Annotated in this window: 17 protein-coding genes; 11 read left to right on the top strand and 6 right to left on the bottom strand. The window is 62.8% G+C overall.

What is annotated here, in order from left to right:
• Positions 1–47 precede the first annotated feature (47 nt).
• Positions 48–806, top strand: coding sequence for a S9 family peptidase (locus O3300_RS10495; protein ID WP_305052875.1), 759 nt, complete (start codon positions 48–50; stop codon positions 804–806).
• Positions 807–1,004: 198 nt separating this feature from the next.
• Here O3300_RS10495 and O3300_RS10490 read toward each other — a convergent pair whose 3' ends face one another.
• A complete protein-coding gene (locus O3300_RS10490) occupies positions 1,005–1,355 on the bottom strand; it encodes a hypothetical protein (protein WP_099668403.1) in 351 nt (116 codons plus the stop codon).
• A gap of 221 nt (positions 1,356–1,576) precedes the next feature.
• On the opposite strand from O3300_RS10490, the gene O3300_RS10485 reads away from it, so the two are divergent.
• From O3300_RS10485 to coaD, 5 genes are all read left to right on the top strand, one after another.
• Complete coding sequence (locus O3300_RS10485) at positions 1,577–2,038, top strand: Hsp20 family protein (RefSeq protein ID WP_099666924.1); 462 nt, start codon at positions 1,577–1,579, stop codon at positions 2,036–2,038.
• A 278-nt stretch (positions 2,039–2,316) separates the two neighbouring features.
• Positions 2,317–3,831 carry a Do family serine endopeptidase gene (locus tag O3300_RS10480; protein WP_251350364.1) on the top strand — a complete coding sequence of 505 codons (1,515 nt, stop codon included), beginning with the start codon at positions 2,317–2,319 and terminating at the stop codon, positions 3,829–3,831.
• Positions 3,832–3,882: 51 nt separating this feature from the next.
• Entirely contained in the window at positions 3,883–4,542 is a 660-nt protein-coding gene (locus O3300_RS10475; RefSeq protein ID WP_034783312.1) for a response regulator transcription factor, read from the top strand.
• A gap of 2 nt (positions 4,543–4,544) precedes the next feature.
• Positions 4,545–5,885, top strand: coding sequence for an ATP-binding protein (locus O3300_RS10470; RefSeq protein WP_289911481.1), 1,341 nt, complete (start codon positions 4,545–4,547; stop codon positions 5,883–5,885).
• An 87-nt stretch (positions 5,886–5,972) separates the two neighbouring features.
• The gene (gene coaD / locus O3300_RS10465; RefSeq protein WP_305052874.1) at positions 5,973–7,118 is read left to right on the top strand and encodes a pantetheine-phosphate adenylyltransferase; all 1,146 of its coding nucleotides are present in this window, start codon (positions 5,973–5,975) and stop codon (positions 7,116–7,118) included.
• A gap of 51 nt (positions 7,119–7,169) precedes the next feature.
• Here coaD and O3300_RS10460 read toward each other — a convergent pair whose 3' ends face one another.
• Complete coding sequence (locus O3300_RS10460) at positions 7,170–8,153, bottom strand: DUF4157 domain-containing protein (protein ID WP_305052873.1); 984 nt, start codon at positions 8,151–8,153, stop codon at positions 7,170–7,172.
• Between the two features lie 401 nt (positions 8,154–8,554).
• Complete coding sequence (locus O3300_RS10455; protein WP_251350367.1) at positions 8,555–10,756, bottom strand: OsmC domain/YcaO domain-containing protein; 2,202 nt, start codon at positions 10,754–10,756, stop codon at positions 8,555–8,557.
• A 196-nt stretch (positions 10,757–10,952) separates the two neighbouring features.
• Between O3300_RS10455 and O3300_RS10450 the strand changes: the two genes are divergently transcribed.
• Together O3300_RS10450 and O3300_RS10445 are read left to right on the top strand one after the other, a co-directional pair.
• Positions 10,953–11,486, top strand: a complete 534-nt coding sequence (locus O3300_RS10450) for a histidine phosphatase family protein (protein ID WP_251350368.1) — start codon at positions 10,953–10,955, stop codon at positions 11,484–11,486.
• Positions 11,487–11,886: 400 nt separating this feature from the next.
• Positions 11,887–12,282 carry a VOC family protein gene (locus O3300_RS10445; protein WP_251350369.1) on the top strand — a complete coding sequence of 132 codons (396 nt, stop codon included), beginning with the start codon at positions 11,887–11,889 and terminating at the stop codon, positions 12,280–12,282.
• A gap of 58 nt (positions 12,283–12,340) precedes the next feature.
• On the opposite strand, the gene O3300_RS10440 is transcribed toward O3300_RS10445, so the two are convergent.
• Both O3300_RS10440 and O3300_RS10435 read right to left on the bottom strand, forming a co-directional pair.
• Positions 12,341–14,743, bottom strand: coding sequence for a TonB-dependent siderophore receptor (locus O3300_RS10440; RefSeq protein ID WP_289898609.1), 2,403 nt, complete (start codon positions 14,741–14,743; stop codon positions 12,341–12,343).
• Between the two features lie 177 nt (positions 14,744–14,920).
• Complete coding sequence (locus O3300_RS10435; RefSeq protein ID WP_305052872.1) at positions 14,921–15,706, bottom strand: PhzF family phenazine biosynthesis protein; 786 nt, start codon at positions 15,704–15,706, stop codon at positions 14,921–14,923.
• 97 nt (positions 15,707–15,803) lie between these two features.
• Here O3300_RS10435 and O3300_RS10430 point away from each other — a divergent pair, with 97 nt between their 5' ends.
• Both O3300_RS10430 and O3300_RS10425 read left to right on the top strand, forming a co-directional pair.
• Positions 15,804–18,944 (top strand): error-prone DNA polymerase, encoded by a 3,141-nt coding sequence (locus tag O3300_RS10430; protein ID WP_305052871.1) that lies wholly within the window; start codon positions 15,804–15,806, stop codon positions 18,942–18,944.
• A gap of 39 nt (positions 18,945–18,983) precedes the next feature.
• A complete protein-coding gene (locus O3300_RS10425; RefSeq protein ID WP_305052870.1) occupies positions 18,984–19,457 on the top strand; it encodes a GNAT family N-acetyltransferase in 474 nt (157 codons plus the stop codon).
• 79 nt (positions 19,458–19,536) lie between these two features.
• Here O3300_RS10425 and O3300_RS10420 read toward each other — a convergent pair whose 3' ends face one another.
• Entirely contained in the window at positions 19,537–20,946 is a 1,410-nt protein-coding gene (locus O3300_RS10420) for an FAD-binding oxidoreductase (RefSeq protein WP_369812271.1), read from the bottom strand.
• Positions 20,947–21,145: 199 nt separating this feature from the next.
• Between O3300_RS10420 and O3300_RS10415 the strand changes: the two genes are divergently transcribed.
• On the top strand, positions 21,146–22,069 hold the full coding sequence (locus O3300_RS10415) for a ChaN family lipoprotein (RefSeq protein ID WP_305052869.1): 924 nt from the start codon (positions 21,146–21,148) through the stop codon (positions 22,067–22,069).
• Positions 22,070–22,088 lie beyond the last annotated feature (19 nt).

Below are 22,088 nucleotides of genomic sequence, written 5' to 3'. Positions count from 1 at the left end.
TACAATGCGCCTTCGGCCGCCCTGCGCGGCAGCTTTGATCTGAGACAATGAAATCCACCCGGCAAGATTTTCCCGGCGCGCACGGCCATGTGCTGGCGGCGCGGCTCGATGCGCCTGACGGCGCCATCCGCGCCTATGCGCTGTTCGCCCACTGTTTTACCTGCGGCAAGGATGTGCTGGCCGCGCGGCGCATCGCGCAAGGTCTCACGGAACACGGCATCGCCGTGCTGCGCTTCGACTTCACGGGGCTGGGCGCCAGCGAAGGCGAGTTCGCCGCCACCAATTTCTCATCGAACGTGGACGACCTGGTCGCCGCCGCTGATTTCCTACGGGCAAAACATGCCGCGCCGCAATTGCTGATCGGCCATAGCCTGGGCGGCGCCGCCGTGCTGGCCGCCGCGTCGCAAGTGCCGGAAGCCACCGCTATCGCCACCCTGGCCGCGCCCAGCACGCCCGCGTACGTGACGCGCATGTTCAGCGCGCATCTGGAGCAAATCGCCGCCGAAGGCGAAGCGCTGGTGCAGCTGGAAGGGCGGCCCTTCCGCATCCGCCAGCAATTCGTCGACGACGCGGGCAGCCACAGCCTGAAGACCCACATCGCCGGCCTGCGCCGCGCCCTGCTGGTGATGCACGCGCCGAACGACACGACGGTCAGCCTGTCGAACGCGATGGAGATCTTTACGGCCGCCAAGCACCCGAAAAGCTTCGTTTCGCTCGACGATGCCGACCACCTGTTGACGGGTCGCGACGACGCGGCCTATGTCGCCAACGTCATCGCTGCCTGGAGCGCGCGTTATTTGAACTAAGCTGAACTAAGTTGTCGCCCATGAAAAACGCCGCGGCAGCAGAAGCTGGCGCGGCGCGGATACTATTGGTACTTTACAACACCTGACAAAATCGTAGCGAGCGGCAGTGATTTGTGGCCGGGAAGCGCAGCCGTGCTAAAGCACGGTGAGCATCGCCGGCCGCAAAGCGCGGCGCGCAGTAGATTTGGTCAGGTGTTCTCAGTCTTCGTCAAATTCGGCGGATAGATCCTTCCAGCCCTTGCTCACGGCAAAGGCAGAAAATTCCTCAGGCGCTTCCAGGACGATCAGTTTCTTGTCTTGCAAGCCCAGGTCGCCATGGCCGAAGTCGGGGCCTACATAGCCAAGGCTGCGCAGGCGGGCCAGGATGTGGCCGACCAGGGTCTTGTCCTTGCAGGCGCCCGCTTCGAGCGGGGCGGCGAAATCGACGTAGACGTCGATGATGCCGTAGCCTTCGTCGAAGATGCGGATGGCCTTGATGTCGTGGGCACGGCCGGAGCCGTCGGTGGCCTTGAAGGGGCCGCTGAGCTGGATGTCGGTGTCATTGTTCATGCCGCCAGCATACACCAAAAGCCGGCCCTGCATGAGGGGTGTCATGCAACCCATCCCTGGATGGGGCATGTAAAAATTTCTTACAAATTCTTTGCCGTCTGGGGCGTTTTTCGCCAATTTCAAGGCCTTGAAAGGGCGTTGGCAGGCCGTATATCGGTAACAGGCGGATGCTCATGGTGAGGTCCGCCCCTCTTATCGCTTTAATGAAAAGGATATTTATCATGCGTACTTTTGACCTTGCTCCCCTGTACCGTTCCGCCATCGGCTTCGACCGCCTGGCGCAATTGCTCAACGAACAGCGCGCCGATGCGCAGCCCAGCTACCCGCCCTACAACATCGAACTCGTATCGGAAGACAAGTACCGCATCGTGATGGCATTGGCCGGCTTCTCGCGCGAAGAGATCGACATCATCACGGAACGCGACTCCCTGCACGTCACGGGCCGCAAGCAGAAAGATGGCGTCGAGCGCACGTTCTTGCACCGCGGCATCGCTGCCCGCGATTTCGAACAGCGTTTCCAACTGGCCAACCACGTGAAGGTCACGGGCGCCACGTTTGAAAACGGCATGCTGACCATCGACCTGGTGCGCGAAGTGCCGGAAGCGCTGAAGCCGCGCAAGATCGAGATCGGCACCACCACTGGCGCCACCGTCAGCGCGCTGGAACAGCGCCAGGCAGCCTGAGCTGAGCTGAGCTGATCCCGGCGCCACGCGCCGGCATCGGCGGGAGGGAACAGCGCTTCCCCATGCAGTAGAATACTGGCCGGTCGATCCGGCCAGTGTCACGTCCGGAGCCCGTTCGGGCCGCATTCAGGGCTTCCATTGGTTGCCCATGCCACGCAAGATTAAACCCCGCTTAAAGGCGCAAATGCCTGTTTCCAAATGGAAAAATGTTAAGCACCGCCTAAGACTCGTGGCCCACTATTGCATACATCAAAATCTCATTGAATGAGGAGCAATTCATGGAACAGCAAACGAATACCGCATCGCTGAAAATCAAACGCACCGTAGCCGCGCTGGCCGCGATCGGTGTGCTGGGCGCCGGTGGCGCCATGGTGATGCATCAGAACAATGCCGGCGCGAATGCCACCGCAGGCACGCCCGCCGCACCCGTGGCCGCGGCAGTCGCGCCTGCAGCAAGCGCGCCGCTGGTGGCCTTGCCCGACTTTAGCCAGATCGCCGCGCGCAACAGCCCGGCCGTCGTCAATATCAGCGTCACGGGCAGCACCAAGGTGGCCTACGACCCATCGGCCCAGGCCGGCAATGACGACTTCGGCAACGACCCCTTCCTCGAATTCTTCCGCCGCTTCCAGGGCCCGCAAGGCGGGCAGCGCGGTGGCCGCGACGTGCCCACGCACGGCCTCGGCTCCGGCTTCATCGTCAGTCCGGACGGCATCATCATGACGAATGCCCACGTGGTGCGCGATGCGCGCGAAGTGACCGTCAAGCTGAACGACCGCCGCGAATTCCGCGCCAAGGTGCTGGGCACGGATCCGAAGACGGACATCGCCGTGCTGAAGATCGACGCCAACAACCTGCCCATCGTGCCGCTCGGCCATTCCAGCGACCTGAAAGTGGGCGAATGGGTACTGGCCATCGGTTCTCCTTATGGCTTCGACAGCACGGTAACGGCTGGCGTCGTCAGCGCCAAGGGCCGTTCCTTGCCGGACGACAGCAATGTGCCGTTCATCCAGACGGACGTGGCGGTGAACCCCGGCAACTCGGGCGGTCCCCTGTTCAACACACGCGGCGAAGTGGTCGGCATCAATTCGCAGATATACAGCCAGACGGGCGGCTTCCAGGGCTTGTCGTTCGCCATCCCCATCGACCTGGCCGGCCGCATCAAGGACCAGATCGTTGCAACGGGCAAGGCCAGCCACGCCAAGCTGGGCGTGACGGTGCAGGAAGTGAATCAGGGCTTTGCCGACTCGTTCAAGCTGGCCACGCCGGAAGGCGCGCTGGTCGCCAACGTGGAGCGGGGCAGCCCGGCCGACAAGGCAGGCCTGAAATCGGGCGACGTGGTGCGCAAGGTGAATGGCCAGCGCATCATCGGCTCGGCCGACTTGCCGGCGCTGGTGGGTACGTCCTTGCCAGGCGACAAGATCAACATGGATGTCTGGCGTGACGGCAAGATCGTCAGCCTGACGGCAACCCTGGGCAATGCGGCCGACAAGGTGGCCGAAGTGGCGAAGAGCGACAGCGCCGCCGGCAAGGTAAAGCTGGGCCTGGCCCTGCGTCCGTTACAATCGGATGAAAAACGCGAGGCGGGCATCAGCGCCGGCCTGCTGGTGGAAGACGCGGGCGGCGCCGCCGCGAATGCCGGAGTGCAGCCGGGCGACGTGCTATTGTCGGTGAATGGCCGTCCCGTCAACACGGTCGAGCAGGTGCGCGACGTGGTGGAAAAATCCGCCAAGTCGGTGGCCTTGCTGATACAGCGCGGCCCCGATAAGATCTTCATTCCCGTGCGCCTCGGTTGATCTGGCGCAGGATGCAAGGTCGATAAAACAGTCAAGATGAAGGAGTAGGGCATGCGCTTATTGCTGGTAGAAGACGATACGATGATCGGCGAGGTGGTGCTCGATTTGCTGCGCGCCGAGCACTACGCGGTGGATTGGGTCAAGGATGGCGACATGGCCGATACGGCCCTGCAAACGCAAACCTACGACCTGGTGCTGCTGGACCTGGGCTTGCCCCGCAAGGATGGCCTCGACGTGCTGCGCTCGATGCGCTTGCGCAAGCTCGACACGCCAGTGCTGGTCGCTACGGCGCGCGACGCCATCGAGCAGCGCATCGCGGGTCTCGACGCGGGCGCCGACGATTACGTCTTGAAGCCGTATGACCTCGATGAATTGCTGGCGCGCATACGCGCCCTGCTGCGGCGCGCCTCGGGGCGGCCGGAACCGATCTTCGAACACCAGGGCGTCTCCATCAATCCGCTGACGCGCGAAGTGATCGCCGAGGGCCACCCGGTCAACCTGTCGGCGCGCGAATGGGCCGTGCTGGAAGCCTTGATCGCCCGTCCCGGCATCGTGCTGTCGCGTGCGCAACTGGAAGAAAAGCTGTACAGCTGGAAAGATGAAGTCAACAGCAATGCCGTGGAAGTGTATATCCATGGCTTGCGCAAGAAACTGGGCAGCGACCTGATCCAGAACGTGCGCGGCCTCGGCTACATGGTGCCCAAGGCATGAGGATGAAGGTCACGGTGACGCATTCGCTGCGCGGCCGCCTGCTGTGGTTTTTGCTGGCGGCCATCATCATGGCGGCCCTGGCGCAAGCCTCGATCGCCTACCGCAGCGCCCTGTACGACGCCGACCAGATCTTCGACTACCACATGCAGCAGATGGCCCTGTCGCTGCGCTCCGGCGCGCCGCTGGCCAACCATGCGCAAGCGTTGCCGGCCGACCCCGTCAACAACGACATGGTGGTGCAGGTGTGGACGCCGGACGGCGTGCAGGTGTTCCGCTCGATCACGCGCGCGGAATTGCCGCAGCGCGCCGTGCTGGGCTTTTCCAACGTGAAAGCCAACGGCACGACGTACCGCATCTTTTCCGTGCAAACCAGTTCCCAGACCGTGCAGATCGCCCAGGACATGGCCGTGCGCAAGCGCATGGCCGGCAGCCTGGCCCTGCGCACGGTGGGGCCCATCGCGCTGATGGCGCCTATTTTGATGCTGGTCGTCTGGTGGGTCGTCAGCGGTTCGCTGGCGCCCGTCTCGCGCGTGCGCAAGCAGGTGGCGGCGCGCCAGGCGGACGATCTGTCTCCCGTCTCGGAAGCGGGCTTGCCCGACGAAGTGCGCCCCCTCGTGCATGAACTGAACCTGCTGTTCGGGCGCGTCAAGACGGCGTTCGACGCGCAGCAGCATTTCGTTGCCGACGCCGCGCATGAATTGCGCACGCCGCTGGCGGCCCTGAAACTGCAGGTATTGAGCCTGGAACGGGCCGAATCGGAAGAAAAACGCAGCCTGGCGATTTCCCGCGTGAGCGCCGGCATCGAGCGGGCCACGCGCCTGGTCGAGCAGCTGCTGGTGCTGGCGCGCCAGGAAGCGAGCGCTGCCAGCGGCGACCAGCTGCAGGCGGTGGACTTGAACGATGTCGTCAAGCGCGCGCTGGGTGACATGGCCGGCATCGCGCAGGCGCGCAAGATCGACCTGGGCCTGCATCACATGGATCCGGCCAAGGTGGCGGGGCAGGCCGATGCGCTCAACATCATGCTGCGCAACCTGGTCGACAACGCCATCAAGTACACGCCGCAGGGCGGCACGGTCGACATCGACCTGCGCGCCAGCCCCGTCGGCGTGACGTTATCCGTGGAAGACAGCGGCCCCGGCATCCCGCCCGAAGAGCGCGAGCGCGTCTTCAGCCGCTTCTACCGCGTGCCCGGCACGGACGCCAACGGCAGCGGCCTGGGGCTGGCCATCATCAAGGCCATCGCCGAACGCCATGGCGCGCGCCTGGTGCTGGATAAATCCGAGCGCCTGGGCGGCCTGTGCGTGCGCGTGGAATTCCCGCAAGCCGCGAAAAGAGCATTTTGACCATGATCTTTGGCATGTTGCATTGACGCGCGCGCCGTGGCCCTATATTGTCTGCGAAACAAGCAGAACCAGACCACGGAGCGCAGCATGCAGAAGATCGGATTTTCAGGAACCCTCGACCCCATCACCAACGGCCATATGTGGGTGATCGGCGAAGCGCGTTCGCTCGCCGACGAGGTGATCGTGTTCCTGTCGCAAAACCCCGCCAAGAAGCCGCAATTTCCCGCCGAAGACCGCAAGCGCATCATCGAACAGAGCGCGCGCGAGTGCGGCTGGGACAATGTGCAGGTGGTCATCGTCAAGGGCGACTACACGGCGCGCGCGGCGAAAAAGCATGGCTGCGACTACCTGATCCGCGGCATCCGCACGACGGCCGATTTCGACTATGAAAACCTGATCCAGCAAACGAATGTGGACGTGCTGCAGGGCGCCAAGACCATTTTCGTCATGCCGCCGCGCGACCTCGGCTCCGTCAGCTCCAGCTTCGTCAAGGCGCTGGAAGGCCCCGTCGGCTGGAACTGGACCATGAAGAAATTCGTCCCCGGCCCGGCCTACCAGGCGTGGATACTCGACTGCCTGCGCAAGGAGTGGGAAGCGCTGTGGAACTACGCCACCGCGTCCGATGCCGACATCGCGCTGGCGGATCACTGGTTCGCCCACCTGACGGGGCCGCAGGCGTATGGCGGCGCGGACCGCCACTATCACAACCTCGACCACCTGGTGCACGGCCTGTCCGAAATCCGCGTGTGGGCCGACAATACCTATGCGCCCAAGCGCGACAGCGCGCTGGTCAAGAAAGCGTTCTGGTTCCACGACGCCGTCTACAGCCACGACGACGACGCCCTGTATTCGAGCGAAGAGGCGAGCGCCCAGCTGTGGCTGGCCAGCGGCCTCGATGCGGGCGACAACCTTGATGTGGCGCAATTGATACGCGTCACCGATCATTTCCAGGGTCCGGGCATCAGCCATCCGCTGAAAGACGCCATGCTCAGCGCCGACCTAGCCATCCTGGGCCAGGATGACGAGGTGTACCAAGCCTACACGCAAGCCATCGGCCGCGAATACGCGCACGTGGATCCCGTGCGCTTCAACGAGCAGCGGGGCCTGGCGCTGCAGCATCTGTGCGCCAAGGCGCAGGCGGGCCAGCTGTTCGGCGATGCATACTTTGCCAACCAATACAACGAACGGGCCATTGAAAACATGCAGAAGGAGATCGCGGCGCTGGCCGGCTGATTGCGCGCATGATGCCGCGCCGCTGGCTTGCCGGTGGCCTTGAGCTGGGTATCACAGACAACTGGTTTGCCAGGGAGCGCCACCGTCGCCGCAGATGCCGGCAGGTCCGCAGGCGCGGGGAATGGCGATGCCGGATTGGCAGACGGGCGCGCCGGTCTGTGCTGCTGGACTCACCGACCCCCAACATTGGCAGCTTGTCAGCATCCATCCTGACGGCAGTTTCTGCGGTATGGGCGGGTAAAATGCAGAGACACCCAACGCGCGGTTGCCGGCATGCGACGACAGCAGCAGTCTGGCCTCGTTTTCCCGGGCATAGGCGGGTGCTTCGACAGGACCGCCATTGGACGAGTTATCCACCCATTGCTTGGCAAAGCCCGTTACGCCCCAATTCTTGTATTGTTGGACATGCAGCATTTCATGCGCCCATAGTGCCGGATCGCGCGCATCGTCATCGCTGCGAAAAATGACGGCATTCAAGACCGTAATCGCGCGCGTGTTGCTGTTAAATTGCATTTGCGCCGCCTGCAGCGTGTTTTGCAAAGCGCTCCACTCGCTGGTCCAGCGGACGGAATCGAGCAGGTCGGGGGTATGCCAGCGCAGCAGGAAAGCCTTGATTTCTGGGGCCATGCTGTTGGCATTGCCGCTGGTGACGACGGCGTTGCGTGCCGATACCATCGCCGCTGCCACCGGCGTGTAGGGAATCTGGCCTGGATTCTGTATCAACTGTATTGCCGTGTCGGGATTTTTTACGACAAATTCGATGATGTCGCCTGTCGTCGGGATACCGGTGGGATTGAGCGGGGCAAGCGGATTCAGAATGGTGCCGATGGGATCTGTCTTGCCACGCTCAGTCACCTTGCCGGGATCGATGGTGGGAGGGAGAATGCAGCCACTTTTAGGAAGGCAGACACATCCGACAAGTGGCGCGCATGCTTCGTATTGACAGTCGGGGCAGCCGGTCGTGGCCGCCGTACCATGGAATAATATGCCTGCCAGCACCAGCCAGCCGGCGGTTGCGCGCGATAGCGTAGCCATGAGATCCCCCCCGATGCAGGTTGCCCTCCGTTTTTGGCATGTCGTGGTGATGGCAACAGCGATGACGATACGCCGGATTCCGGTGCGCGGCAGGCTATTTCGTCTGAAACAAGGAAGGCTTTGCGCTAGCTCAATTCAGACTATTCACTCAGGAACTTTCAGCTTGAAGCGCATGGACAGCGTGCTCATGCGGCAAACATAGGCGATACGTATTTGCGCGGCATGTTGCAGCGCATCCAGCGCGTACCAGGCGGTCATCCGGCAACTGCCGCGCCCGGGCACAGGTATCGCGTCCGGGCGAACCTGTGTCCGGACCCGCAACGCCTGGCCAAACCGACGCGCAGTAGGTTTTGACAGGCGTTCCAGGCGTTACTCCTGCGCATGGGCGCTGGCCCGTCGCCTTAGCTGGCTGTGGCTGCCTTGGCGCGCGCCGCGTGCAATTTCTTGAAGCTGTCGATCAGGCGCTGGTGCCGGTCGAGGCCTTCCAGTTGCATGCTGGTCGGGGTCAGGCCGAAGAAACGCACGCTGCCGTCCACCGAGCCCAGCACCGCATCCATACGGGCGTCGCCAAACATGCGGCGGAAATTGACGACGTAATCGTCCAGCTCCAGCTCGTCATCGAGTTCCACTTCCAGCACCACGTTCAAGGCTTGATAGAACAGTTTGCGCTCGAGCGTGTTGTCGTTGTACTGCAAGAAGGTTTCCACCAGCTCTTTCGCTTCCTCGAATTGCTGCAGGACGAGCTGTATCAGCAGTTTTAATTCCAGCGTCGTCAGCTGGCCCCACACCGTGTTTTCGTCAAACTCGATGCCGATCAGGGTGGCGATGTCGCCGTACTCGTCGAGCTCGCTGTTTTCCAGGCGGTCGAGCAAGTCTTCCAGGCTGGCATCGTCCAGGCGGTGCAGGTTCAGGATGTCGGCGCGGAACAGCAGCGCCTTGTTGGTATTGTCCCAGATCAAATCCTCGACCGGATATACCTCGGAATAACCGGGCACGAGGATGCGGCAGGCGGTGGCGCCCAGCTGGTCGTACTCGGCCGTGTAGACTTCCTTGCCCATGCCGGCGAGGATGCCGAACAGGGTTGCCGCTTCCTCGGCATTCGAGTTTTCGCCGTGGCCGGAAAAATCCCACTCGACAAAATCGTAATCGGCCTTGGCGCTGAAGAAGCGCCACGAGACGATGCCGCTGGAATCGATGAAGTGCTCGACGAAATTGTTCGGCTCGGTGACGGCTTCGCTGGCAAACGTCGGTTGCGGCAAGTCGTTGAGGCCTTCGAAGCTGCGGCCCTGCAGCAATTCCGTCAGGCTGCGCTCGAGCGCCACTTCCAGGCTCGGGTGCGCGCCGAACGAGGCAAACACGCCGCCCGTGCGCGGGTTCATCAGGGTGACGCACATCACCGGATACACGCCGCCCAGCGACGCATCTTTCACCAGCACGGGGAAACCCTGTTCTTCCAGGCCGGCGATGCCGGCCAGGATGCCCGGATATTTCGCCAGCACTTCCTGCGGCACGTCGGGCAGGGCGATCTCGCCTTCGATGATTTCGCGCTTGACGGCCCGTTCGAAAATTTCCGACAAGCATTGCACCTGCGCTTCGACGAGAGTGTTGCCGGCGCTCATGCCATTGCTGACGTACAAGTTTTCAATCAGGTTCGATGGGAAGTACACGGTCTCGCCATCGGACTGGCGCACATACGGCAGCGAGCAGATGCCGCGCTCCGCGTTGCCGGAGTTGGTGTCGATCAGGTGCGAGCCGCGCAGCTCGCCATCGGCATCGTAGATGTCGCGGCAGTAGGCGTCGAGAATCTCTTTCGGCAGCGCATCCTTGCGGCCCGGCTTGAACCAGCGCTCGTTCGGGTAATGGACAAAATCCGCGTTGGCGATGTCTTCGCCCCAGAACGAGCCGGCGTAGAAATGGTTGTTGCTGAGGCGTTCGATATACTCGCCCAGGGCCGACGCCAGCGCGCTTTCCTTGGTCGCACCCTTGCCGTTGGTGAAACACATGGGCGAATGCGCATCGCGGATGTGCAGCGACCACACGTTGGGAATGATGTTGCGCCATGAAGCGATTTCAATCTTGATGCCCAGGCCCGCCAGCAGGCTGGACATATTGGCGATCGTCTGTTCCAGCGGCAAGTCCTTGCCGACGATATAGGTGCTCGCGCCAGGGGCGGGATTCAGGGCCAGCAAGGCCTGGGCATCGGCGTCCAGGTTCTCCACTTCTTCAATGACGAACTCCGGCCCCGCCTGCACCACTTTTTTTACCGTGCAACGGTCGATCGAGCGCAGGATGCCCTGGCGGTCCTTGTCCGAGATATCGGCCGGCAACTCGACCTGGATCTTGAAAATCTGCTGGTAGCGGTTTTCAGGATCGACGATATTGTTTTGCGACAGGCGGATATTTTCAGTGGAAATATTGCGCGTATCGCAATACAACTTCACGAAGTAGGCCGCGCACAGTGCCGATGATGCCAAAAAGTAATCGAACGGGCCGGGCGCCGAACCATCGCCTTTATAGCGGATGGGCTGGTCGGCGATGACCGTAAAATCGTCGAACTTGGCTTCGAGACGCAGCTTGTCGAGAAAGTTGACTTTAATTTCCATGAGGTAATCCAATACTGTGCTTATGAGTTAGCCGCTATTATCCGTGCTTTCCGCCGCAGGGCAAAGATTGTTCGCGGCGGCCGTGCTGGCGGGGAGCCGCAAGACCAGGCCGGCAGGGCAGGCAAGGGGCAAGCTCCCCCATGAAGCGGACGGATAAATGTGCGAGGCGATCTGACTGGACATGCGAATAACATTAATGAGACACGGCGAGCCCCGACTCGCCAAAGGGCGCTGGATAGCGCCGCTGCAAATGGGACAGTGGATTAATCTCTACAATCAATCGATCATCAAAGAAGGTGGCATCCCTGCGCAGTGCGCTGCGGCAGCGCTTTCCGCGTCGACCATCGTGGCCAGCACGGCACCGAGGGCATGCTCATCGGCCAGGGCATTGGGTGACTTGCCATTCATGCAAGAGGCGATGTTCTCTGAAGCAGGGTTGCCCTTTGCGCTCTGGAAGGCCCCTTGGCTGCCGGCTGAAGCCTGGGCAGCGATTTTTCGCCTGCTCTGGTTGTTCGGTTATGCGCGCGGATCGGACTCGTTGCAGATAACCCGGCGGCGCGCCAGGGCCGCCGCCGAGCGGCTGGTTGCGCTCGCCGCCAGGGGGCCCGTGCTGCTGGTCGGGCATGGCATCATGAATCGATTGATCGGCAAGGAGTTGCAGGCCTTGGGTTGGCTTGCCCGCAACAGGCAAGGCAGCCGGTACTGGAGTATGGGAGTGTATGAGCTGTGAAAACCTGTGACGAATGCGGCAGCCGATACCGTGATGACGCCGAAGGCATGGCCAGCCTGTGCCCGGAATGCGCCTCGGTCATCTATGGCTTGCCACGGTGTGAGCACGTGTTCGAGGCAGGCAGATGCCGGAAATGCCTGTGGGATGGCCGGAAAAGTGACTTTGTGCGAAAACTGGAGCAGCAGGGGCGTTGACGCGATATCCGTGTGTGGGGGGGGGCAGCGTCCATCGGCGGTCACCGGTGTTTTCGTGACAATGCATGAGTTTTTCGGATGGATAATTGGCTATCCTCCATGGGGGCTGCCTGCAGCCACTGCTGGACGGTTGATCGCATCTGAATCTCCTGCCGGTGACCGCTCCGTCACTTTCGCTTTGCCTAACCTGATGCAAGGATGAGCTGATGCAATTATCCAATTATCTTTTCTTTACTACCACTTGCGAACAAGCCTTGGCGTTCTACACGCAATGCGGGCTGGGCAAGATAAGCGATGTCTTGCGCTTTGGCGTGGATGGCATGCCGCTCCGTCATGAAGCCATGCGCGGGAAAATCATGCATGCCCGATTTGAAGGACCAGGCGTGTTGTTTTTTGCTTCTGATAATGACGATGCCGAGCCCATGCGAGGGTCCGCACATATTTTGCAAATGCATGACAGGCAGTTAACGAAACAGCTTTTTGACAAGCTGGCGTATCAAGGCGTGGTGACGACACCGCTCGCCATCCAGGTATGGGGCGATTATTACGGTAAATTGACGGACCAGTTCGGGGTGCAGTGGATGCTGAACTGTTCGGCTTAACTAAAAAACAGCGGCTGCCCATGCTGGCGCAGCCGCTGTTTTTATGCGGACGCGGTGATCAGAACTTCACCCACAGCCGCCCGAAGTACGAGGCGCCGTTCAGGCCGAACTGCACGCTGTCGTATTTGAAACCGTTGTCCGTCTCGTCCGCGTTTTGCGTGGTGGGCTTGACGTTGAAGATGTTGTTGCCGCCAAAGGTCAGCTTGGTGTTCTTGCTGATGCTGTAAGTGAAGCTCAGGTCGGCGGACGTCTTGGCCGCGTAACGGGCATTCGGCACGCCTTCGGCCGTGCCGCTGAAGGTGCCCAGGGTTTGCGGGCCAAAATAAATGATGCGCAAGTCCGATTCCAGCTTGCCCGTGATGTAGTCGAAGCCCAGGGTGGCTTTCGCGCGCGGGCCGCCCTGTTCGATGAACAGGCGTTCGCGCTCGGACAGCAGCACGTCTTCAAAGCCCGTCAGCGAGGCGGGCGTCTTGACCTTCGTCACTTCCGTTTTGCTCAAATTCAAGGCCAGGAAGGTGTTCAGGCGGTTGCCGGCCAATTCTCCCTTGTGCGACGCCGTCAGGTCCAGCCCGCGCGTGCGCGTGTCGATGGAATTGACGAAGAATTGCGCCTCGCCCACGCCCAGCAGGGCCAGGCGCGCGGCCAGGTCCGGGTAGTTGTCGGCATTGAAACGGCCCGACAGCACGATGCGGTCCTTGATCTTGATGTTGTACAAGTCGGCCGTCACGGAAATGGCTTGCGTCGGCGTCCAGGTGGTGCCGAAGGTAAAACTGGTGGATTTTTCCTCTTTCAACTTCGGAATGCCGGCCGCGTTGGCGACGGCGCCGCCATTCGGCGCCAGCACCACGTCCGTGGGCACGCCGCCGATGAAGTCGGTGAAGGTGGACGAGAAATACACTTGCTGTAACGATGGCGCGCGGAAACCCGTGCTGGCCGAACCGCGCAGCAGCACGTTGGGTGCCACTTTATAGCTGGCGGCCAGCTTGCCCGTCACGGTGGAGCCGAAATCGCTGAATTTCTCATAGCGCAGGGCCGCCTGGGTTTTCAGGCGTTCCGTCCAGTCCAGTTCCACGTCGCCATACGCGGCGATGCTGTGGCGCTTGGCCTTGGTGGCGTCGCCGGGCTGGAAGCCGGGAAAGCCCTGGCTGCCCGCATTGCCGCCCACGCCCACGCCGTCGGCGTCGTTGTAGGAGCCCGGTTCGCCGGCCATGATCTTGTATTCCTCGCTGCGGTATTCGGCGCCGAAGGCCACGTTCATGCCGCGCATCACCGTGTCGTAGTAGCGGCTGAAGTCGGCGTTGCTGGTCAGCTGCTGGAACGAAAAGCCGCCCGCATCAAAACGGCTGGGGCTGACGCCCTTGCCGCCGTTCATCAGGTCGAGGTTGGCGATCGAGGCATTCAGCGTGTTGCTGATGTCGTAGCGCATCTTGTTGTAGCCATAGGTTTGCGAAAAATCAGCATGCCATTCGCCGATCTGGCTGCGGTGGCCGATGGTGGCGTACTGGTCGTCGATCTTGCCATTGATGAAAGGCACGAAACCGTCCGGATACATGGCGGCCGAATTGCGCGATGGAATGTCGTCGCTGCCGATGCCGCCCCGGCCGAACGCGGCGCTGGACGCGTCGCGCGTTTGCGCGCCGGCCGTGAAGTACAGCTTGCCCGTGGGGCTGGTGGCGTAGTCGCCATTCACGTACAGGGTCTTGTTTTTGGATTTGGTGTCGCCGATGATGCGCATGCTGTCCGCGTCGGCCCGGTTCGAGCGGCCGCGGTCCAGGTATTCTCCCGTGATGGCCAGGGTGCCCTTGTCGCCCAGCGCGATGCCGCAATAGGCGGAGGTCATGTAATTCTTGCCGTCGCCTGCGGAATACTGGCTGTAGCCGGCCACGGCTTCGCAGCCCAGGCTTTTCTTCAGTTCGATGTCGATCACGCCGGCAATGGCGTCCGAGCCGTACTGGGCGGCGGCGCCGTCGCGCAGCACTTGCACGTTCTTGATCGCCAGCAAGGGAATCGCATTCATGTCCGTGCCCGTGTTGCCGCGGTTGCGCGCGCCGAACAGGTTGACGAGCGCCGTCGTGTGGCGCCGCTTGCCGTTCACCAGCACGAGGGTCTGGTCGGAACCGAGGCCGCGCAGGGCGGCTGAATCGATCAGGTCGGCCCCGTCGGCGCCCGTCTGGCGCGTGGAGTTGAACGAGGGCGAGATGTATTGCAGCGATTGCGCCAGATCAAACTGGCCGCCTTGCTCGGCCACCTTGGAAATGGGAATGATATCGACCGGCACCATGGTATCCGTGGCGGAACTGGCGACCCGGCGCGAGCCGACCACGCTGACCGTTTGCACGGGGCCTTCCGTGGCGGCCGCTTCCGTGTTCTGGGCCATGGCGGCAGGACTGAAAACGGCCAGGGCGGCGCTGCCGTACAGGCTGATGAGGATGGCTTGACGCAAGGTGGTGAGGGTCGGCACGCAGTATCTCCAAGTGGCTGATGAGCAAGATTCGTGACTTGATTCTAGTGCCATCTTTTCGGCATTCACCAGCGATACTTTGTTTTGTTATTACAAATTTGCTGTAACTGTTGTTTCCTGGTTGATTATCTTTTGGCCACTGCCTGGCTTGCCTTGTGCTGGTGCGGCATGCCCCATTCAGGTGCTGCGTTGCAGCATGCCGCCCACCCAGATCGCTTGCGTGCTGTATTGCACTTCGATCAGACAGGGCTGCTGCGTCACGTGGCCCTGGTGCAGGCGCAACGACTGCTGCAAGTGTGCTGCCAGCGCGCCCGCCGCCACGCCCGTGGCGCTGTCTTCCAGCGCCGGGTCGAGGTGGTTGAAGTTGCGTCCCTCGTACTCGTGTTCGCCCGTGCGGCAATACGCATAGCAGCCGTTGACCTTGTGCAAGGCGCTCCAGTCGGCGATCAATTCCAGGTTCGGCCGCAGCGCGCGCAGGGTGGTGCGGTCGGCCACTTCCAGCAGCAGCTTCGGGCTGCCGACGGACGCGACCACGGGCGGCGACAGCAAGTGCATGTGCTGGCCCATCAGCTCGGACGGCACATACTTTTCCACCAGGACGGCAGGCGCCGGCTGCGGTGCCAGGCCGATGAACAATCCCTCCGCGCGGCGCACCAGCTGCAGGGCTTGCCCGTGCATGGCGGTCGTCACCGTCAGCGCCGCCGGCGCGCCGGGCGCCGCCAGCAGCACATGCGCGGCCGCCAGGGTGGCGTGCAGGCACAGGGGACTGCGCGTGTGCGGATAAAAATAGTCGAGCACAATGCCGCCGTCCGCCTGGCGGTCGAGGAAGACGCAGGCGCTGACCTGGCGTTCGCAGGCAAAGGACTGGCGCTGCGTTTCGCTGGCGTGGTCGTTTTCCACGACCAGCGCCGCATTGCCGCCACCGGGGGCGGCGCCGAAACATTTTAATGAGTGGACGATCATGGCGGGCACTGTGCAAGGTAAAACCTCAGCATAACTGAGATGGCCGTTTTCAGATGAGTATAATATACTGTGTTTATATACAGTATTGAGGTAGATCATGGGGAGCGCAGTCTTACCCGAGTATGCTGAGTTGTACTGCCTGAGTAATTTCAGCTTCCTGCATGGGGCTTCGCATGCGGAAGAGCTGGTGGCGCGCTCTGTCCAGCTTGCCTACCGGGCGCTGGCCATTACCGACGAGTGCTCGCTGGCGGGTGTCGTGCGCGCCCATGCGACGGCCAAGCGGGCTGGTTTCCCCCTGATTATCGGCGCGCATTTTCACTTGACGCAGGCCGACGGCAGCCCGGGGCCGTCCCTGCTGGCGCTGGTGCGCGATGCCGACGGATACGGCAACTTGTCGGAACTGATCACCATGGCGCGCACGCGGGCGGCCAAGGGCCGCTATTTGTTGACGCCCGACGATTTCGCCGCACCGTCGGTGCAGTTTGCCCATTTGCAGGGCTTGCCCGGCTGTTTGATGATCTTGCTGCCTGGCTATCCGGCCCAGGCCGCGACGCTGCGCGCGCAGGGGGCGTGGATGCTATCCACCTTTGGCGGCGAGCGCAGCTGGATAGGCTTGAACCTGCTGCAGCGGGCACAGGATGACGCCCACCGCGGCGCCGTGCAGGACGCCGCGCAGGCGCTGGGCTTGTCCGTGGTGGCCGTCGGCCATGTGTGCATGCACGTGCGTTCGCGCAAGCCGCTGCTCGACACCCTGTGCGCGATCCGCGTGGGCAAGCCCGTGGGCGAGTGCGGCTATGCGCTGGCGCAAAACGCGGAGCAGCATCTGCGCGCGCGCTTGCGCCTGGCCAATGTGTATCCGCCGCAGGCGCTGGCGGAAACCCTGCGCATCGCGGACCTGTGCAAATTTTCTCTCGACAGCTTGCGCTATGACTATCCCGACGAGCTGGTGCCGCACGGCCACACGCCGGCGACGTATCTGCGCGCAGAAACGTATGCGGGCGCGCGCATCCGTTTTCCGCTGGGCATACCGGCCAACGTGCAGGAGCAGCTCGAACAGGAGCTGGAACTGATCGCGGAGCTGTCGTATGAAGCCTACTTTTTGACCGTGTACGACATCGTGCGCTTTGCCCGCTCGCAAGACATCCTGTGCCAGGGCAGGGGGTCGGCCGCCAATTCGGCCGTCTGCTATTGCCTGCACATCACGGAAGTGGACCCGGCGCGCGGCAATTCATTGGTCGGGCGTTTCATGTCGCGCGAGCGCAACGAGCCGCCCGACATCGACGTCGACTTCGAGCACCAGCGGCGCGAAGAAGTGATTCAATATATCTACGGCAAATATGGGCGCGAGCGGGCCGCGCTGGCGGCCGTGGTGATCAGCTATCGGCCCAAAAGCGCCTTGCGCGACAGCGGCCGGGCGCTGGGGATCGACCTGGCCATCGTGGAAAAAGTGGCCAAGGCGCACCGCTGGTTCGACGGCAAGCGCGATTTGCTGGAGCGCCTGGCCGAATGCGGGCTGGACCCGGAAGCGGCATTGTCGCAGCAGTGGGCCGGCCTGGCGCAGCAGCTGCTGGGCTTTCCCCGCCATTTGTCGCAGCATCCGGGCGGCTTTGTGATTGCGCAAGGAAAGTTGTCGCGCCTGGTGCCGATTGAAAACGCGGCCATGGCCGAGCGCAGCGTCATCGAGTGGGACAAGAACGACCTGGAAGAACTGGGTTTGATGAAGGTCGACGTGCTGGCGCTGGGCATGCTGTCGGCCCTGCGCCGCGCCCTGGAACTGGTGAGTGCGCGTCGCGGCGAGCCACTCCGCCTGCAGGATATTCCTGCCGAAGACCCTGCCACCTACGACATGATGTGCCAGGCCGACACCATCGGCGTGTTCCAGATCGAGTCGCGTGCGCAGATGAGCATGCTGCCCCGTTTGCGTCCCCGTGCATTCTACGACCTCGTCATCGAGGTGGCGCTCGTGCGCCCCGGCCCCATCCAGGGCGGCATGGTGCATCCGTATCTGCAGCGGCGCCAGCAGAAAGAGCCGGTCGATTATCCCAAGGGCTTGGAAAAGGCGCTGGGGCGCACCCTCGGCATTCCCATTTTCCAGGAGCAAGTAATGCAGGTGGCCATCATCGCGGCCGGTTTCACGCCTGGCGAAGCGGACCAGTTGCGGCGCGCCATGGCGGCCTGGAAACGCAAGGGCGGCATGAACAATTACCATGACCGCATCGTCGATGCCATGGTGGAGAATGGTTACGGCAAGGAGTTTGCCGAGGCTATCTTCAGCCAGATCGAAGGCTTTGGCGAATACGGTTTTCCCGAGTCGCACGCGGCCAGTTTCGCGCTGCTGACGTATGCCAGTTCCTGGCTGAAATGCCACGAACCGGCCGCCTTTCTGTGCGCCTTGCTCAACAGCCAGCCCATGGGTTTTTACAGCCCCTCGCAACTGGTGCAGGATGCGCGCCGGCATGGCGTGCCAGTGCTGCCCGTCGACGTGACCGTCAGCGGCTGGGAAGCGGCATTGGAAGCAGGGCAGGACCCCGCGCCCGCCGTGCGCCTGGGCTTGAACAGCCTGTTCGGCATGCGCGCCGAGGCGGCCCGGCGCATCGAGGATGCGCGCGCCATCGCCGCCTTTGTCGATGTGGCCGACCTGGCGCGGCGTGGCGGCCTGGACCGTCATGACTTGCAGGTCTTGGCGGCAGGCAACGCGCTGCACGCGCTGGCCGGGCACCGGCGCGCGGCGCTGTGGCAGGCGGCCGGCGCCGTGCCCGACAGGGATTTGCTGCGCGTCACCACGCCAGAGGAAGACTTGCCCGTGCTGGCCGCGCCGACGGAAGGCGAGAGCATCGTCAGCGACTACCGCGCGCAAGGCCTGACTCTGGGCCGCCACCCGCTGGCGCTGTTGCGCAGGCAATTGCTGGAGCAGCGTTTCCTGCCGGCATCCGCGCTGGCCAGCTACACGGATGGCCAACTGGCGCGCGCCTGCGGCATCGTTACCGTGCGCCAGCGTCCGGGCACGGCCAAGGGCGTCATCTTCATGACCCTGGAAGACGAGACGGGCACCGTCAACGTCATCGTCTGGCCCGACCTGGTGGAAAACCAGCGCCGCGAAGTGCTGAGCGCGCCGCTGCTGGGCGTGTACGGCGTGTGGCAGCGCGAGGGGCTGGTGCGCAACCTGGTGGCCAAGCGCCTGGTCGATATGTCGCATCTGCTGGGGCGTTTGAGGACCAGCAGCCGCGATTTCTGTTGATGCTTGTCAATGTCGGCCAGGCGGTGGCATGATTGTCATATGACTACTTTGCCCGAACCGACACTGCGCCCCGCCCTGGTCGCCGACGCGCCCGCCATCGTCGCCCTGATCGACGACTTGATGCCTTTTTTGACCCTGCACCCGGACGGCGCGGGGGCGGAAAAGTTCATCGAACATTGCCGCCAGCCGGCCATCGAAAGTTACCTGTCTCTCCCCAACTATCGTTACCAGCTGGCGCACATCGATGGCGAGCTGGCCGGCGTGGTGGCCATGCGCGACAACACGCACCTGTTCCACATGTTCGTGCCGCGCGCGCTGCACCGGCGCGGCATGGCGCGCCGCCTGTGGCAGGCTGCCCGCGATGCGTCGCTGGCCAGGGGGAATGTCACGGCGTTTACCGTCAATTCCTCGGCCTATGCCTTGCCCCTGTACGAAAGCCTGGGCTTTGTCGCCACGGGGCCGAAGGTGGAGACGGGCGGCATCGCCTTCGTGCCGATGCGCATGGAGTTGTAAAAATAACCCAACGGCAAGGGCCGGGGTCAGACCCGGCGGGTCTGACCCCAGTTTTTGCTTGCAGGCTTATGGCGCTTATTTACCAGCGCACGATCTTGCCCGGATTCATGATGTTCTTCGGGTCCAGCGCGTGTTTCAGGGCGCGCATGGTGTCGATGGCGCCTTCGCCATGTTCTTCCACGAGAAAGGCCATCTTGTGCATGCCCACGCCGTGTTCTCCCGTGCACGTGCCGTCCATGCCGATGGCGCGCGTGACCATGTCGCCGTTGACCTTTTCCGCGCGCGCGATGTCGTTTGGGTCGTCCGGGTCGACCAGCATCTGCACGTGGAAGTTGCCGTCGCCCACGTGGCCGATGATGGCGTAGACGAGGCCTTGCGCTTCGCAATCGGCCTGGGTGGCGAGGATGCATTCGGCCAGGCGCGAAATGGGTACGCAGCAATCGGTGGAAATGGCGCGGCTGCCGGGGCGCATCTGCAGCAGGGCAAAGTATGCATTGTGGCGCGCGGCCCACAGGCGCGAGCGGTCTTCGGGGCGGCTGGCCCATTCGAAATCGCTGGCGCCGTGTTCCGCCGTGATGGCTTGCACCAGTTGCGCCTGCTCCGCCACGCTGGCCGGCGTGCCATGGAATTCAAACAGCAGCAAGGGTTTTTCCGGCAAGGCCATCTTGTCGTAGGCGTTGATGGCTTTCACGCCGTTTTCATCGAGAAACTCGACCCGCGCCACGGGAATACCCATCTGGATGGTCTGGATCACGGCGCTGACGGCCTCGCCCGTGCCGGGGAACGAGCACACGGCCGCCGAGATCGCTTCCGGCAGCGGATACAGTTTCACCGTCACTTCCGTGATGATGCCCAGCGTGCCTTCGCTGCCGACGAACAGGCGCGTCAGGTCGTAGCCGGCCGACGATTTCTTTGCCCTGGTTCCCGTCTTGATGATGCGGCCATCGGCCGTCACCACCGTCAGGGCCAGCACGTTTTCGCGCATGGTGCCGTAGCGCACGGCGTTCGTGCCCGAGGCGCGCGTGGCCGCCATGCCGCCCAGCGAGGCATTGGCGCCCGGGTCGATGGGGAAGAACAGGCCCGTGTCGCGCAGCTCTTCGTTCAGTTGCTTGCGCGTGACGCCCGCCTGCACGGTGGCCGTCAAGTCTTCACTATGCACGGCTACCATCTGGTTCATTTGCGACAGATCAATCGTCACGCCGCCATGCAGGGCCAGCACGTGGCCTTCCAGCGAAGTGCCGCTGCCGTAGGCGATGACGGGCACGTCGTGCGCGCTGCACAGTTTGACGGCGGCCGCCACTTCCTCGGTGGAATGGGCGAAAATGACGGCGTCCGGCAGCATGGGGGGATAGCTCGACTCGTCGCGGCCATGGTGTGCGCGCATGGCTTGCGTCATGGAAAAGCGGTCGGCAAAGATCAGGGAAAGTACGGCAGCAAGGGATACGGGCAGCGGTTTTTTCAGTACCGCCAACTGGTCAGTTTGATTCACGCAAGTCCTCCGTTTTTTTTATTCTACTCCGCGCCCGGGGATTTCACCGGCGCAGCCTGTTGATTTTTTGCCAGTTGTAAAAAAACCTGCATGGTTTGCCGCGCTTTGGTTGTAAATGAGAATCATTTCTATTAGAATGCCCGCCTATACCTATTTTGCAACAGTTTGACCCGCAGCTCAGACCCCGAAAGGCCATGCCATGAAATTCCCCCTGTCCTTCTCCGCAGTCCTGCCCGCCTGCGTGCTGGCGCTGAGCGCCTGCAGCAGCGTGGCGCCAGCGACTGACGCTGCCACCGGCGCCGCCGCCGCCGCAGCGTCCGCCGCGCAAGACGTGCGCCAGCTGGGCGAAATCGTCGACCTGCGCAGCGGTCAGCGCGTGACTGCCGAACAATTGCTGGCCCAGCTGGCCGTCGCGCCGCGCGTGATCATCGGCGAGCAGCATGACCAGCTCAGCCATCACCAGATCGAGCAATGGCTGCTGCAGCAATTGCAGGGCCAGCGTCCGCAAGGCAGCGTGCTGCTGGAAATGCTGAACCCGGACCAGCAAGCCAAGGTGGACAAGGTCAAGCCGTGGCTGCAGACGGACCCCGTCGTGCGCCCCGAACACGTGGCCGAGCTGCTGGCCTGGCAGCCCAGCTGGAAGTGGGCGCAATATGGCGACTTGGTGATGACCGTGATGCGCGCGCCGTATCCCGTCTGGTCGGCCAACCTGGACCGCAGCGAAATCAAGCAATTGTTTATCGACAAGCCAGTCGTGCAGGGTAAGCATTCGAACCTGGCCAACGACGGCAAGGTGCATGAGAAGCTGAAAGACATCATCCGCGTCATGCATGACAACCAGATCGACGAGCCGCGCCTGGCCGCCATGCTGTCGGTGCAACAGCAGCGCGACCGCCGCATGGCCGAGCGCCTGCTGGCCGCGCCCGCGCCGGCCGTGCTGATCGCCGGCGCCTACCATGCGCACAAGGACCTGGGCGTGCCGCTGCACGTGCAGGACTTGACGGGCGGCCCGGCGCCGCTGGTGCTGGTCCTGGCACAGCAGGGCGCCACGGTGCTGGTGCCGCAGGCGGATTTCGTCTGGTTCACGCCGGTTGTCGCGCCCGCCGTCGCCAGCGCCAAGTAATTTCTTGTATCGCCGCCGG

The sequence above is a fragment of the Janthinobacterium sp. SUN206 genome (genome assembly GCF_030587305.1).
Taxonomy (GTDB): domain Bacteria; phylum Pseudomonadota; class Gammaproteobacteria; order Burkholderiales; family Burkholderiaceae_D; genus Janthinobacterium; species Janthinobacterium kumbetense.
This window is presented reverse-complemented; position numbering and strand designations above follow the sequence as displayed.